Annotated in this window: 20 protein-coding genes; 11 read left to right on the forward strand and 9 right to left on the reverse strand. The window is 69.5% G+C overall.

The genetic code is table 11. The annotated features are described in order from the left end of the window. The first annotated feature begins 111 nt into the window (after window positions 1-111). The 3 genes from BY998_RS01890 (at window position 112) to BY998_RS01900 (ending at window position 1713) form a co-directional block, all read left to right on the forward strand. Window positions 112-399, forward strand: coding sequence for a hypothetical protein (locus tag BY998_RS01890; protein WP_110349914.1), 288 nt, complete (start codon window positions 112-114; stop codon window positions 397-399). Window positions 400-451: 52 nt separating this feature from the next. After that, the gene (locus BY998_RS01895) at window positions 452-1363 is read left to right on the forward strand and encodes a DNA-3-methyladenine glycosylase (protein WP_110349915.1); all 912 of its coding nucleotides are present in this window, start codon (window positions 452-454) and stop codon (window positions 1361-1363) included. A 131-nt stretch (window positions 1364-1494) separates the two neighbouring features. Beyond that, window positions 1495-1713, forward strand: a complete 219-nt coding sequence (locus BY998_RS01900; RefSeq protein WP_110349916.1) for a hypothetical protein — start codon at window positions 1495-1497, stop codon at window positions 1711-1713. A 40-nt stretch (window positions 1714-1753) separates the two neighbouring features. On the opposite strand, the gene BY998_RS01905 is transcribed toward BY998_RS01900, so the two are convergent. The 3 genes from BY998_RS01905 to BY998_RS01915 form a co-directional block, all read right to left on the reverse strand. Then, window positions 1754-2662, reverse strand: a complete 909-nt coding sequence (locus BY998_RS01905) for a metallophosphoesterase (protein ID WP_110349917.1) — start codon at window positions 2660-2662, stop codon at window positions 1754-1756. 73 nt (window positions 2663-2735) lie between these two features. Next, on the reverse strand, window positions 2736-2951 hold the full coding sequence (locus BY998_RS01910; protein WP_110349918.1) for a hypothetical protein: 216 nt from the start codon (window positions 2949-2951) through the stop codon (window positions 2736-2738). 317 nt (window positions 2952-3268) lie between these two features. After that, entirely contained in the window at window positions 3269-4660 is a 1392-nt protein-coding gene (locus tag BY998_RS01915; RefSeq protein WP_110349919.1) for an aminotransferase, read from the reverse strand. Between the two features lie 122 nt (window positions 4661-4782). On the opposite strand from BY998_RS01915, the gene BY998_RS01920 reads away from it, so the two are divergent. Beyond that, complete coding sequence (locus BY998_RS01920; protein ID WP_110349920.1) at window positions 4783-5322, forward strand: hypothetical protein; 540 nt, start codon at window positions 4783-4785, stop codon at window positions 5320-5322. A 24-nt stretch (window positions 5323-5346) separates the two neighbouring features. On the opposite strand, the gene BY998_RS01925 is transcribed toward BY998_RS01920, so the two are convergent. Beyond that, entirely contained in the window at window positions 5347-5715 is a 369-nt protein-coding gene (locus tag BY998_RS01925; RefSeq protein ID WP_110349921.1) for a hypothetical protein, read from the reverse strand. Between the two features lie 448 nt (window positions 5716-6163). After that, window positions 6164-6967, reverse strand: coding sequence for a response regulator (locus BY998_RS01930; RefSeq protein ID WP_110349922.1), 804 nt, complete (start codon window positions 6965-6967; stop codon window positions 6164-6166). A gap of 178 nt (window positions 6968-7145) precedes the next feature. Here BY998_RS01930 and BY998_RS01935 point away from each other — a divergent pair, with 178 nt between their 5' ends. Beyond that, window positions 7146-7364 carry a NepR family anti-sigma factor gene (locus BY998_RS01935; RefSeq protein ID WP_110349923.1) on the forward strand — a complete coding sequence of 73 codons (219 nt, stop codon included), beginning with the start codon at window positions 7146-7148 and terminating at the stop codon, window positions 7362-7364. Window positions 7365-7509: 145 nt separating this feature from the next. Here the strand turns inward: BY998_RS01935 and BY998_RS01940 are convergent, their stop codons facing one another. Beyond that, entirely contained in the window at window positions 7510-7686 is a 177-nt protein-coding gene (locus BY998_RS01940) for a DUF1328 domain-containing protein (protein WP_110349924.1), read from the reverse strand. A gap of 235 nt (window positions 7687-7921) precedes the next feature. Between BY998_RS01940 and BY998_RS24205 the strand changes: the two genes are divergently transcribed. The 3 genes from BY998_RS24205 to BY998_RS01950 all read left to right on the forward strand — a co-directional run bounded on the left by BY998_RS24205 (window position 7922) and on the right by BY998_RS01950 (window position 10446). Next, window positions 7922-8068: a hypothetical protein gene (locus tag BY998_RS24205; RefSeq protein WP_181425406.1), complete on the forward strand. Its 147-nt coding sequence runs from the start codon at window positions 7922-7924 to the stop codon at window positions 8066-8068. 447 nt (window positions 8069-8515) lie between these two features. After that, a complete protein-coding gene (locus BY998_RS01945) occupies window positions 8516-9433 on the forward strand; it encodes a DUF2865 domain-containing protein (protein WP_110350247.1) in 918 nt (305 codons plus the stop codon). 80 nt (window positions 9434-9513) lie between these two features. Next, window positions 9514-10446: an MBL fold metallo-hydrolase gene (locus tag BY998_RS01950; RefSeq protein WP_110349925.1), complete on the forward strand. Its 933-nt coding sequence runs from the start codon at window positions 9514-9516 to the stop codon at window positions 10444-10446. Window positions 10447-10618: 172 nt separating this feature from the next. Here BY998_RS01950 and BY998_RS01955 read toward each other — a convergent pair whose 3' ends face one another. After that, window positions 10619-11398 (reverse strand): DUF1499 domain-containing protein, encoded by a 780-nt coding sequence (locus tag BY998_RS01955; protein WP_110349926.1) that lies wholly within the window; start codon window positions 11396-11398, stop codon window positions 10619-10621. Between the two features lie 167 nt (window positions 11399-11565). On the opposite strand from BY998_RS01955, the gene BY998_RS01960 reads away from it, so the two are divergent. After that, window positions 11566-12030, forward strand: a complete 465-nt coding sequence (locus tag BY998_RS01960; protein WP_110349927.1) for a MarR family transcriptional regulator — start codon at window positions 11566-11568, stop codon at window positions 12028-12030. A 120-nt stretch (window positions 12031-12150) separates the two neighbouring features. Here the strand turns inward: BY998_RS01960 and BY998_RS01965 are convergent, their stop codons facing one another. Then, window positions 12151-12297 carry a KGG domain-containing protein gene (locus tag BY998_RS01965; protein WP_003599456.1) on the reverse strand — a complete coding sequence of 49 codons (147 nt, stop codon included), beginning with the start codon at window positions 12295-12297 and terminating at the stop codon, window positions 12151-12153. 232 nt (window positions 12298-12529) lie between these two features. Here BY998_RS01965 and BY998_RS01970 point away from each other — a divergent pair, with 232 nt between their 5' ends. Both BY998_RS01970 and BY998_RS01975 read left to right on the forward strand, forming a co-directional pair. After that, on the forward strand, window positions 12530-12757 hold the full coding sequence (locus BY998_RS01970; RefSeq protein WP_110349928.1) for a hypothetical protein: 228 nt from the start codon (window positions 12530-12532) through the stop codon (window positions 12755-12757). A 134-nt stretch (window positions 12758-12891) separates the two neighbouring features. Beyond that, the gene (locus tag BY998_RS01975; protein ID WP_110349929.1) at window positions 12892-13341 is read left to right on the forward strand and encodes a Crp/Fnr family transcriptional regulator; all 450 of its coding nucleotides are present in this window, start codon (window positions 12892-12894) and stop codon (window positions 13339-13341) included. 19 nt (window positions 13342-13360) lie between these two features. Here the strand turns inward: BY998_RS01975 and BY998_RS01980 are convergent, their stop codons facing one another. Next, window positions 13361-13621: a hypothetical protein gene (locus BY998_RS01980; RefSeq protein ID WP_110349930.1), complete on the reverse strand. Its 261-nt coding sequence runs from the start codon at window positions 13619-13621 to the stop codon at window positions 13361-13363. Window positions 13622-13637 lie beyond the last annotated feature (16 nt).

Consider the following 13637-nt stretch of genomic DNA (forward strand, 5'->3'; position numbering starts at 1 on the left):
GCCCTCACAGGAGCGAGACAGGTCGAATAAGGGGAAAAGCGGCGCCGTAGGCCGGGAACAAGTGGCAATCTCGTTGCCTTCTCTTCCCGCTCCTGCGTATCCTGACGTCCCATGTTCGAACCGAACCAAGTCCTGAAGGTCGTGAATGGTCGCGGGACCGTGTCCGCGGAAGGGCTCGAGCCTATCAAGATCCGCTACAAGGTGGTGGTCGAGCGCCGCGACGGCGCGGTGATCGCCCATGGCAGCATCACCGGCAGCCACGCCGCCCTTCGTCCGTTCTGGCTGACCCCGGACGCGACGCTTCACCTTCAGGACGGCCGGCAGATCGAGGTCTCGCTGACCGATCTCGTGGACGACACAGCGGAGTTCGAGAGCACGGGACGGGTTGCGCCGCTCTGACGCCCGTCCGACAGGAGGGGGATCTCCTCCGACGATCCCTCCCCTGGAAACGATGGCACGCGCTTCCGCAAACGAAGTGGACGAGGCGCTTTCCTTCCGCCCGCCCTACGATTGGGACCATCTCGAGCGGTTCTTCGCCGACCATGCCAGCCCCGGCGTCGAGAGCGTCGGGCCGGGCCGCTACGCCCGCAGCTTCAGCCTCGACGGGCGGTGCGGCACCCTGTCCGTCCGGCCGGCGTCCGGCGGGTTGCGCGTACGCATCCGCGGCGCCATTGCGTCAGGCAGCCGCGAGGCGATTCTGGCGCGGTTGCGCAGGATGTTCGATCTCGACGCCGATCCGGCCGCGATCGCGGCGGGGCTCGCCCGTGATTCCCTCATCGCCGATCTTGCCGCGCGGCGACCGGGCCTGCGCATGCCGGGGACCTTCGACGGGTTCGAACTCGCGGTGCGGGCGATCCTCGGTCAGCAGGTCTCCGTCACGGCTGCGACGCGTCTCGCCGGCCGTCTCGTCGCGGCCTTCGGCACGCCGCTGACGCCGGCCGAACGGGAGGGCGAGCCGGATCTCACCCACCTCTTCCCGACGCCCGAACAGCTCTTGGAGGCGGAGGTGTCGCGGGTGCTCAACATGCCCCGCGCCCGCGGCCGGGCAGTCCAGGGTCTCGCCGCGGCCATGATGGCCACGCCCGATCTGTTCGCGCCGGCCACGGATCTCGATGCGGCGGTCGCGCGGCTGAAAGCGCTGCCGGGCATCGGCGAGTGGACGGCGCATTACGTCGCCATGCGCGCCCTGGGGCAGAGCGACGCGCTGCCGGCCGGCGATGTCGGCCTGATGCGCGCCCTCGATGACGGTAACGGGCGGCCGAATCGAGTCCAGCTTCTCGCCCGGTCGGCAGCATGGCGCCCCTGGCGAGCCTATGCCGCCATCCATCTCTGGGCCGAGGATGCGGCGCGAAGGTCGGGCTGAGGACCGGCCTCGGGCGGCGTCGTCCGCAGGCATGGCCCCGCGCGGAACCCGCCGAGGCCAAAGGAAACGCTTCCTGCCGTTAACGCCTCGTTTACCATGATCGACCACCGTCGGCCCGAGGGGAGAGAGCGATGAACCGACGAGTCGGCCGTAGTTTCGATGTCCTGAGCGAGGCGCAGCTCGTGGCCGGGCGCACCTCCGCTCGCCGGGTCGCCCCGGACGCCCTCGCCCCGGCCCCGAGCCCGCGGCCCATCACCCAGCTCCTCGACACGATCCAGCACGTCGCCGAGGCCGCGACCGGGGAGCGCAGCTTCCTGCACGTGGGCCGCGCCGCCGCGCGCAAGGGCTGATCCGCAAGGGCCGATCCGGGAGAGACGGGGCGGAAGGCGGTCAGGCGGAGGGGGCGCCCTCGCCCAGTTCGATCAGCACGATCTCCGGCGGAACCCCAAGCCGCACGCCCACCCGGCTGACGCCGAGGCCGCCGGACACGATGAGGTGGCGCCCCTCCTCGATGATGTGGCCGTAGGCGAAGCGCTGGCCGTAGCGGGAATGCAGGACCGGTGAGTAGCCCAGCAGACGGATCTGTCCGCCGTGGGTGTGGCCGGAGAGCGTGAGCGACACGCGTCGCGGCACCTCGACGAAGATGTCGGGCTCGTGCGCCATCAGCAGCACCGGCGCGTCGTCGCTCACCTGCGCCAAAGTCGCCGGAATGTCGGCCAGGCTGCGGCGGCTGCCGATCGGCAGGAACGGCTCCTGATCCGCGAGCCCTGCCAGCCAGAAGGGCCGGCCCCCGTGGACGAGTCGGACCGCATCGTTTTCCAAAACGGGAATGCCCCGGGCCTCCAGGAGACGGCGCACCTCGACCGGCCCCCTCCCCGCCCGCATCGCCGCGTGGTCGTCCCACCAATCGTGATTGCCGAGTACGGCGTAGGTGCCCAGCGGCGCGCGAAGCTCCGCCGCGAGGCGGGCGAAGTCGGGCAGCGGCACGGGCCGCCACGTGACCTTGCGGCCGGCCGGGTAGTCTCCGAGCAGGAGGATCAGATCGGGCGCGAGCGCATTGGCCGCAGCCACGATCTCCGCCACCCGGTCGAGCGGCATGTAGGGCTCACCGACATGGATGTCGGCGATCACCGCGACTCGCAGGCGCAGGCCGGGTGTCCAGCCGGGCGGCGTCAGGGCGTAGCGGGTCAGCGCGAGCCGGAACCGGGGCTCGACGACGAAGGCGTAGCCCCCTCCGACGCTGAGCGTGGTGGCGCCGAGGCCGCCCAGAACCTGCCTGCGGGTGGGGAGGATGACCATGGCCGCCAGAGCCTACGCCGCGACCGCTGCGTCAAGCCTCGTCGGTTCGACATCCCATCCCGCCGGAACGCGCTCAGTCGACCGGCTGGTCCTCGTGGACGAAGCGGGTGGCATTCCGGGCCTGCGCCTTGGCCCGCGCCGCCTTCAGGGAAACGGTGTTGACGTGGACGGCGGCGGCCAGGGCCGGCAGGGCGACGGGACGGAAATTCTCGCGATCCCCGGCCACGGTCACACGGGCGGCGCTGCCCGATTCTGCCGCGAAGGTCGAGGTTCGGCTGGGGGCGTACATGGATCCTGTCCTGTTTGCGCTTCGGAACGGTTCGATCCGGTCGCGGCGCCCGGGTTCGTACACCGAGTACACCGGGACCGCCGATCGGCCCGACATGGGCGGCGAGATCGAGAAGATGCCGCGCTTCCCTTGATCGTTCGGTTCACATGAACGGAAGCTTAAGGCGGGCTTGAAGCCTGCATTTCATGCACGCTCTGAAACCAAGCAGGCTACGGCATCAGTTTTTGCACTGCGCGATAGTGCATTGCAGTGCACCGTATCTTGTAACGCGCCTGCCCGATTTACGCCCGAATTGCCGTAACTGCGCTCCCGCCGGTTCAGGGGGGCGGCGCGAGCGCCACGCCCTCCCGCGTGATCCATCCGGCGGTCGCGTCGAGGGCGCGGGTCAGGCGCTCGAACAGGGTGTCGATCTCGTCCGGCTGGATCACGAGCGGAGGGCAGACGGCGATGCGGTCGCCGGCCAGAAAGCGGACGATCAATCCCTCGGCCTGCGCGAAGGCGACGCACCGCGCCGCAACGCCCGCCTTCGGATCGAATTGCCGCTTGCTGGCCTTGTCGGCCACGATCTCGATCCCGCCGATCAGCCCCATGCCCCGCGCCTCGCCGACCAGGGGATGGTCGGCGAGACGGGCGAGCGCCGCCTGGAAATGCGGTGCCCGCTCCGCGGCGCACTCGACGATGCGGTCGCGCCGGTAGATGTGCAGCGCACGGTTGGCGACGGCGCACGCGACCGGGTGACCGGAATAGGTGGTGCCGTGGCCGAAGCCGCCGAGCTTGGCACTCTCGTCGAGCATGGCCCGGTAGAGCGGCTCGTCGATGCTGATGCCGCCGAGCGGCAGGTAGCCGGAGGTCAGCGCCTTGGCGAAGGAGAGGGTATGGGGGCGCATGCCCAGAGACTGCCCGCCGAACCATGTTCCGAGCCGGCCGAAGCCGCAGATCACCTCGTCGGCGATCAGGCGCACGTCGTAGCGGTCGAGGACGGCCTGGATCGCGGGGAAGTAGCCGGCCGGCGGCACGATCGCGCCGCCCGCGCCCATCACCGGCTCCGCGAAGAAGGCGGCCACCGTGTCGGGATCCTCGGCGAGGATCTGCGCCTCAAGCTCCGCGGCGAGGCGCTGCGAGTAGGCCTCCTCGCTCTCGCCGGGCTCGGCCCCCCGGTAATGGTGTGGGCAGGCCGCGTGCAGGAAGCCGGCGATCGGCAGGTCCCAGTCGGTGTGGTTCGCGGGCAGGCCCGTCAGCGATGCGGTCGCGACCGTGACCCCGTGATAACCCTTCCGGCGGCCGATGATCTTCTTCTTGCGCGGGCGCCCGAGGGCGTTGTTCATGTACCAGACAAGCTTCACCTGCGCGTCGTTCGCCTCCGAGCCCGACGAAGTGAAGAAGATCTTCGAGGTCGGGACCGGCATCAGCTCCTTGAGTGTCTCGGCCAGTTCGATCGCCGGATCGTGGCTTCGCCCCGAGAACAGGTGCGCGAAGGGCAGCCGGCCCATCTGCTCGGCCGCCGCCTCGACCAGTTCCTCGTTGCCGTAGCCGAGCGCCGTGCACCAGAGTCCGGCCATCCCTTCGAGGTAGGGGCGCCCGTCCGTGTCGTAGACCCAGACGCCGTGACCGCGTTCCAGCACGAGCGGGCCCGTGTCCCGGAAGGTGGCGAGGTTGGTGTAGGGGTGGATCAGGGTCTCGACGTCGCGGGCGGCGATGTTCGACAACATGATGCGGGGCAGCCGGAGATGTGGCCGACGGGACGCGCCGGCAGCGCCGCCACACTAACGGCCGCAATCGCCGTCAGGAAGGCGTCGTCCCGACGCTCTCGATAGACGTGCCGCCACCCGCGATGCTCGATCCCGCCTCCATCGTCGCCATGCCCGCCGAGGGCCGCAGCTGCGGACCCTGCACACTCTGCTGCAAGGTCTACGAAGTGCCGGCGGTGGAAAGCCCGGCCGGGCGCTGGTGCCGGCATGTCCGCTCCGGCGGCGGCTGCGGCATCCATGCCGAGCGGCCCGACCATTGCCGGGCCTTTCATTGTCTCTGGATGACGGAGAGCTGGATCGGGCCCGAATGGCGACCGGATCGGGCGAAGATGGTGCTGAGCCTCGATCCCGTCACGCGCTTCCTGAACGTGCAGGTCGATCCGGGTCAGGCGGGGGCCTGGAAGCGCGCGCCTTATCACGACCAGTTGCGGCGCTGGGCCGCCGCCTCGTTACCGCTGCGGCGCTACGTGCTCGTCCACGTCAACACGATGACGACCGTGGTGCTGCCCGACCGGGACGTGCCGCTGGGCACCTTCGGCCCCGGCGACCGCCTTGTCACCCGAGAGCGGATAACGCCAGCAGGCCCGACGGCGGATGTCGAGAAGGTGAGCCGTCCGGCTTAGCGATCCGGGGCGTACGGCCCGGCTTCAGGTCATGCAGCGGCCGGGGACCATGCGGCGGGCCTCCGGGCCGGCCAGCGAGCTGATCGGCGTCTCGCAGCCTTCGCGGGTCAGGCGCCGCGGCTTGACCGGCAGCTCCTCCTGCGCCGAGCGGCTCGGCGCCGTCTCCGTGCGGGCCGCCGGACGGGGAGCGGCCGCGACGTGGATCGGGCTGATGGCGGTGGAGTAGGGGCGCATGCCCGGCAGCGGCGAGGCGGGCGCCTCGTAGGCGACGCGGGCGCCGGTGGGGGGCGAGGCCGCCATCGCGTCGGCCTCCTGCCGGACGACCGGCAGCAGAAGCACGGTGAGGATCGCAGCGGGGCCAGTCACACCGAGGATGAAGCCGGGCCGAAGCATCTTCGCGATCTCCGATGGGAGCTTGACAGGTTGTCGTCACAACGCTGCTTTTCGATCTCCGGTTCCTTCACTGTCCCGCTTCGGATCAAACCAGTATTCTGACCTCGATCGAAGATAATTTTTGCGCGCTGCGGTAGGATGATAAGCCGCGCCAAGCGTGGCAAAAAAGCCTCTGTGGATCGAAAAGGATTGCGCCGGGTCGATTGTCCGGAACTGTTTCAGGGCTGCATCGTTGTTCGAGCACCCGGCCACCTGGTCCTCCCCGCATTCCCCTTGTGCATCGGCCGGAACCTTTCGACGGGTCGGACAATGGTCCGGCCCGTTTTTTCTTGCGCGCCGTCTCGAATGGGCCGCCCGTGGCGGCGCCGGGGAAATTGCAGCGCCAAAGAAAAAGGCGCCGGCCTCAACGGCCGGCGCCCTCGGTTGGAAACCGCGAAGGTCGAATAGATCAGGCGCTGCGCGCCTCGCGGCGACGGGCGCTCTGCTGGAAGAACAGCGCTTGGCTGATCACCGCCGACACGTTGGCAGGTTGGAACGGCTTGGCGATGAGGAAGGCCGGCTCCGGCCGCTCGCCCGTGAGGAAGCGCTCCGGGTAAGCGGTGATGAAGATCACCGGCACCTCGAAGGTCTTCAGGAGGTCGTTGACCGCGTCGAGGCCGGACGAGCCATCGGCGAGCTGGATGTCGGCCAGGATCAGACCCGGACGCTTGCCATCGGAGGCGATCTTGACCGCCTCGCTGCGGGTGCGGGCCACGCCGATGACGTTGTGGCCGAGACCCTCTACCAGGGCCTCGAGGTCCATGGCGATCAGCGGCTCGTCCTCGATGATCAAGATCTCGGTCGCCATGTCGGCGGCCAGTTCGCGGCCCGCCTCGTCGACGAGGTCGCGCACCTTGGCCACGTCCACGTCGAGGATGACGCCGGCATCCTCTTCCGAGAAGCCTTCGAGGCAGGAAAGCAGGAAGGCTTGGCGCGGCAGCGGCGTGATCTGTCCCAGCCGAACCTCGGCGGGAAGATCGTGCTGAACCTGATCGCTATGGCCGTTGACCGAGAGAGAATTCCAGATGCGCGTGAAGACGCGGAAGAGGTCGGCCTTGACGTTGGTGCTGCGGCCGAGGGTCTCGGGCTCGTTGACCAGCGTCTCCAGCGTCGCGGCCACGTAGGCATCGCCGGCGACCTGGCTTCCCGTGAGCGCCCGCGCGTAGCGGCGCAGGTACGGCAGATGCTGCACGACCAATTGTGCTGTGGACATGAGTTCCCCTGAGCCTCTTCGCTCTTCGTTGTCGCTGCGCCCCTAACGCGGCGGCTCGACGTCCGTTCCTGGCACCTGCGGAACCGAAACCGCATGCCGGCGTTGCTGCTGCAGCCATGACTCATGTCAAGCTGCAAGACAATCGCAGCAGGTATGGCGCCAAGGGGATCTTGAAAGCATGAACGAGGACGAGCCGGCCGGCATGTCTCCTTCCGGAGACCGGCCCACTCGGGCGCGTGGCGAAAGCGGGTTGAACGACCAGAGCCAGAGGCGCATCGGCAACCATTTGCGCGCGCTCTACGATTCCGTCGTGCAGCAACCGATCCCGGACCGCTTCCGCGACCTTATCGCCCGTCTCGACGATGGGCCTACGCCGGACGATCCCGCGGAAGCCTGAGAACAAGTTCCGTGTGATGCAGGCTGAGCCGCTCCCGCGATACGGGGGCGGCTCCATTTGTATGACACACGAAGCTCCGGTCTTCAGGAGACTTCCCCCGGCGCACCGGCCGAGGGAAGTAGCGTAATCGGGACGTGCAGGCCCGCTACAGGGTCGGCGAACGACCGCGCATCAGGCCGATGACGGCGGAGATCGCGAACAGGACGATCGCGATGAAGAAGACGAGTTTGGCGGCCTCCATGGCCGTGCCGGCGATGCCGCCGAAGCCCAGCAGGGCCGCGACAAGGGCAACCACCAGGAACGTAACAGCCCAACCGAGCATTTCGAAGTTCCTTCCAAAGACTGGCGCGGCCCGTGCCGCAGCCTCTTGGGTTCAATAACGCTAAGTTTTCGGCCGAAGTTCCTTTTCGGTTCCGACTTGTCCAGCGCTTTGCTGGGCCGCCCGGTGCGCGTTTTCGCCCGGGGCGGGACCGGTCTGGAACCGACTGGCAAAACCGACCGTTCGTCACCATCTCATCTTCAACGCTCAGACTGAGATCGCGAAGGAGGCGTTCGGCGTGCCTGCACAGAGAAAGCCCGCAGCCCTCGGTACCGCCCTGGTGAAAGCCGTTCTCGCCGCCACGGAGCGGCTCGCTTCGGCGCTGTCGCCGCAGCCGGTGCTGCAACCCATCCCCGTTCGCGTGAAGACGGCTCGCCGCCGCTGAGCGGCGAAACTCGAAATTCCCATATTGGTTGAGGCCGAGCGCCGTCCGCGAGGACGGCGCTTTTTTCGTGGTGTCCTCCGTTCTCCACAGCCGTTTTAATGGCAGGCTCGATCAGCCGTTCGTCCGACGATTCGGAATGCGCCGGCTTCAGAACGACTTGCGCCGACGAGCCTCGAGCCCGCCGCCAGGCGACGGCGCGTGCATCGGTCTCTGCGTGGTTTTCACGAAGTTGCCGTGCCCGTGTGCCGCCGCCTAGCTCCGCGCCGTGTAAGACATCCGGCCCGCGCCGGATCGACGGAGCGGCGGAGATGACGTTCGGCAAACGTGCGCCCGGAACTTGGCGGGCGACCAGTATTGCGCCCAGGCGGCGGACACCGACGCTTCGGCGCATGGCGGGTATCCTTCCTGCTCGTACTCTTCGGCTTCGGCTGCACTGCCTCCGCGACGATGGTCCGCGCCTCCGAGGGAGACGTACTGACCAAGCTGTTCGGGTCGCTGTTCGGTGCCCCGCAGCCGGCACCCGCCCCGGTCGTTCGGCCGGAGCAGCCTGCCTATCCCCGGCGCTACGCCTCCCTGCCCGATCCTCGGCGCTCCGCCGAGTCCCGGCTCGTGCAGCGCACGCCCCGCATCGAGGCGCGCCGCGAGGCCGCCGGCCGCAAGAGTGCGGCGTCGTACGCCGTCTCCACGGCTTCGTTCGCGGCCGGCACCCGGACCGTCTGCGTGCGGCTATGCGACGGATACGTCTTTCCCATCGGCCGCCTGCGCGCGCGGGCCGACCTTCCAGTCCATGCTGCGGCCTGCGCGGCCGCCTGTCCGAACGCGCCGAGCGAGCTTTACACCCTGGCGCCCGGCCGGTCCGAGATGCAGGAGGCGGTCGGCCTCGGCGGCCAGCCCTATCGCCGCCTCGTGCGGGCCAACCTGTTCCGTCGCGAGCGCGTCGAAGGCTGCTCCTGCCAGCCCGCCGGGCAGGCCGGTCCCCTCATGGATCTCGGCCGGGATCGGACCCTGCGCGCGGGCGACGTGATCGCCTCGCAGGACGGCGCCGACTTGGTGACGAACCTCTCCCGCGGTGGCCCGGTGCTGGCCGATTACCGCACGGCGCCGTCCGGCCGGCATCTTCGCGAGGCCATCGAGGCGCGCGTCGGCGCCCTTCGCCGGGACGCTGCGGCGTCGGCTTACCGCCGCAGCCTGCAGGTCGCAGAGACCCGCACCCGGCGGGTCCGTGTGGCGGAAGCGCAGGTCGCGCGCCTGCGGCTGGACATCGGCACCGACCCTGCGCCCGCGGGCTTCGCCGAGGTGATGCCGCGAGCCGGCACCGGTTTCGCGCCATTGCGGATGGTCGCGCCCTCACCCTTCGGCCACTGAGCCATCGCGTTCCGGGAGTTGGCGAAACCGCCGCGCTGTCGTAGGCGGGCAAAACCGCCCCCTGCTTGAAGCGGAACAGCATGAGCGAACTCTCCGCGGGCACCCCGAACGCCGCCACCGGCCTTGAGAGCGCCCTGCCCCCGGCCGGGCGCATGGAGGCCGTGAGCCCGCTCGTGCGGCGGCGGATCTGCCCCAACGGCGGTCCCTTCACTGCGAGCGGAACCTGCAGCTACGTGGTTGGGCACGGCCGGGTCGCCGTGATCGATCCGGGGCCGGCGGATGCCGAGCATGTCGAGGCGCTTCTGGCCGCACTCGGAAGCGAGCGGGTCGAGGCCATCGTCGTGACCCACACCCACCGCGACCATTCTCCCGGAGCCCGCCTGCTCCAGGCGCGCACGGGCGCGCCGATCGTCGGTTGCGGCCCGCACCGGGCGGCCCGCAGCCTCGCCGAAAACGAGCTGCCGGTCCTCGACGCGAGCGCCGACCGCGAGCACCGGCCCGACCGGGAACTGGCCGACGGCGAGAGCCTGACGGGCGAGGGCTGGACCCTGACCGCGCTGGCTACCCCGGGCCACACCATGAACCACCTCGCCTTCGCTCTGCCCGAAGAGAACGTGCTGTTCTCCGGCGATCACGTGATGGCGTGGTCGACCTCCATCGTCGCCCCGCCGGACGGTTCGATGCGGGCCTACATGGCTTCCCTGGAGCGGCTGCGGCAGCGCGGCGAGACACTGTACTGGCCGGGTCATGGCGGCCCCGTGCGCGATCCGCGCCGCTTCGTGCGAGGACTCGCGGCCCATCGCCGCCAGCGCGAGGCGGCGATCCGCGCCCGGCTCGAAGCGGGCGACCGCGACATCGCTGCGATCGTCGGCGCGGTCTACCAGGGGCTCGCGCCGCATCTGCTCGGCGCGGCGGCGCTCTCGGTCTTCGCCCATCTGGAGGATCTGGTGGAGCGCGGGTTGGCCACCACGGACGGTCCGCCCCTGCTCGACGGCCACTTCCGCCCGGTGTGAGACGATCTCCGGCTGATTCTTTCGGCCTCCGTCCGTCGGTGCGAGGCGAAGCCGTGGCAATTCAGGGCGCCGCACGATCCAGGCAGGCCACGCCGCCGGATCGCCTCGCCGACGCGCGCGATGACGAAGGCGGGCCAAACCCGACGCGCTCGATCGGACACTTCGTGAGGCGCTACTTCAGCGCGATGGCGAGGTTGGCAACCTCGTCGAGGTAGGAGCGGATGCGATCCGCATTGTCGCCGAAGTCCCGGTCGCCGATGCGCGAGGCGGACCGCACGTCGATGCGCGCGCCGTCCGCCCGCGGATGGACTCGCACGGTGATGTCCGCCGGAAGGTTCAGGATGCGGGTATGGGCCACCGCTTCGATGCGGCCGTTCCCGATCCGCCCCCCGGGACGGATCGCTTCCACGATCTGCCACTTGCGATTCACCGCAGCCTTGCGCGCCAGTTCGAATGCTTCGTCGGCGCCGACGTCGAGGGTGAGCGGGGCGATCTGTGGATAGGCTGCCCGCTGCGCCTCCCGCGTCGCCGGGCCCGGATCGGGCGGGTAGCGGCCCTCGCGGGCGGCGAAGGCAAGGCGAGAGCGCGAGAAGGCCGGCGGGCGCTCGATATCCGTGGTCACGTCGGTCAGCGCCGGCAGGCGCACGCCCTTAAGGGCGGCGTAGGCCGGGTAGGCCAGGACGAGGCTCGCCACGAACAGGCCGCCCAGGGCGGCACCGAGACCGCCCGCCCCCTCGCGCCAGACCCGCACCATCGCGAAGACCGCAAAGCCCACGGCGAACAGGGAGAGCGCGATGCCGCTGCCGAGCACGGCCAGAGCGGGCGCGGCCTCGGCGGAGGGACTGCGCACGATCAGGACGGCCATGCCGGTGACGATCAGGGAGAACAGGGCGAGCGTCCGGGCATAGCGCCCGGCCCGCGTCATCGGTTCGTCGAGAAGCTGACGGCGCATGGCCTCGGGAAGGAAATGAAAAGCTGGACGGTCAGTCTACAGGCTGAAGCACCCCCGCGCCACTCGCGGCTCGGGCCGCGGGGGCCCGGCGCCCGGATGATGCGCTTGCACGCAGCGAAAGCGAGGGCATGCCGTCCGCTTCCAGCTCTGCTACAAGCCGGACGAAGATGTCCGAGCGTCCCGATCCGAGCACCGAGCCTGCCGATGCCCTGCGGGTATGGTTCCGATTCATCCGCCTCAACCGGCGCGTCATCGCCGCCGTGGCCGCGGAACTGCGCGAACTCGGTCTTTCGATCCCTCAGTTTGACGTGCTCTCCACCTTGAGCGAGTGGGAAGGCCTCACCCAGCAGGATCTCGCTGCCCGGCTCTACGTGACCAAGGGCAACGTCTCAGGGTTGATCGATCGACTGGTAGAGGCGGGCCTCGTGGAACGCCGCGCGATTCCGGGTGATCGCCGCTCGCACGCTCTGCATCTCACGCCAGCGGGCGCAGATCTCGCCGCACGCGGGATCGCCGCGCAGGCCACCTACGTCTCGCGCACTCTCGGACGCCTCGAAGCGCCGGACCTCCAGGTTTTGGAGGATCTCGTCCTCAAATGGCGTGAGCTGGCGCGAGTGGACGCGGCTTCCTGAGCGTGAGCCCAGCCCCGGCGCGGCACAAAGCCCCGGGCGCGGAGGAAGAAGGATAGTTCCGCCTTGCGAGAACCGGGGCGGTCGGGCGCCTGGAATGCGCCCGGTCCCGCCTCGGTCGCATTACGCTTCGCCGGTGCGCCCGGTCGATTGCCCGCCCTTGCGGCCGGCCGATGAAGCGAGTTCGCGGTCCTGGGAGAAGGAGCGCTTGTCCGCGGGAACGGAGCGGCCGCCCTTGCTGGCGATTTCACGCTGCCGTTCGATATTCATCGACGCGAAACCTCGCTTCGAAGTCGAATTACCAGATGCCATGCGCGCCTCCTCAGGCTTAGTTTGTACACACTCCTCAACCTTCAGCGCACTCGATTGTTCCTTGGCCGTATCAACCGGGAGAGGCGGGAAACTCCTGTTCGCACCATGCGTTAGCTGCGCTCAGGCCAAGATTTTACGCGAAGTTGTGAACAGGCCCCGACGGGGCGGCCACATCCGAGAGGAGCCGGATATGACCAATCGCCATATGGTAAAGGCGGCCGCCCTGGCCAAGTCCGAAGCCGGGCCCGTCGGCCTGCCCGAACCCAACCCGACGCCGCTGCCGCCGATGCCGGCGCCCGAAGACAGCCGGACGCCGGCCACGCGCGAGGAGCCGATCGACTCGCCGCATCCCCACCCCACCACCAAGCACCCGCCGCGGCCGGGTGAGATCGGGCTCAGCACGGGCCGCGAGGGGTAAGGGACGGCATTATGGTGCCGGAGTTCGCGCCGGTCGGCGGGCTGGAACGCCCGCCGCTTTGACAGGGCCGGCCGGCGCGTCTACCGGCGGGCTTTGTCCGCCCGCCGTCCCGGACGGCGCTTCGGAGTGAACCCATGACCCTCGATACCGAGGTGATGTCCCTGCGGCAGGTGCCCCTGTTCCGCGAGGTGGAGCCGTCGCGGCTCAAGCTGCTCGCCTTCACCAGCGAGCGGGTGCATTTCGAGGCGGGGCAGGACTTCTTCGTTCGCGGCGAGGCGGCGGATGCGGCCTATCTCATCCTCGAAGGGTCGGCCGCTGTCTCGATCGATGGGCCCTTCGGCCCCGTCCGCCTCGCGCTGCTGGGCGCCAACGCCCTCGTCGGTGAGATGGGTATCCTTGCCGACCAGCCGCGCTCGGCCACCGTTACCGCCGACGCGCCGACCACCGCGCTGCGGATCGACCGCGACGTCTTCCTCGAACTGCTTGCCCAGTTTCCGCAGATCGGCATCGCCGTGATGCGCGACCTCGCGCTGCGCCTCGAACAGACCAACCAGCGGCTGGCGGAGCGCGTCGGCAACGCCTGACCCGGTGAACCCGGTCGGATCAGCGGTACTTCCAGCCCCACTCGCCGTAGATGGGATAGCCCCGCCGCCACGCCTCGTAGCGCGCGCCCGGATCGTTGCGGCGATAGCCGTTGCGATAGGCGTAGGGGCTCGGCTCGACGTAGCCGGGGTTCTGCAATTGCTGGCGCAGATAGCCGTCGCCCTCGCCCGACGAGCCGCCGGTGCCGAAGGCCGAGGCCGGCGCGGCCGCAAGGGTCAGCGCGGCGGCCAGGACCGCGCCGCCGAGTATCCTGGGTGTCATGGTCTGTCTCCGTCGA

It is taken from the genome of Methylobacterium sp. B4 (genome assembly GCF_003201865.1).
GTDB lineage: Bacteria > Pseudomonadota > Alphaproteobacteria > Rhizobiales > Beijerinckiaceae > Methylobacterium.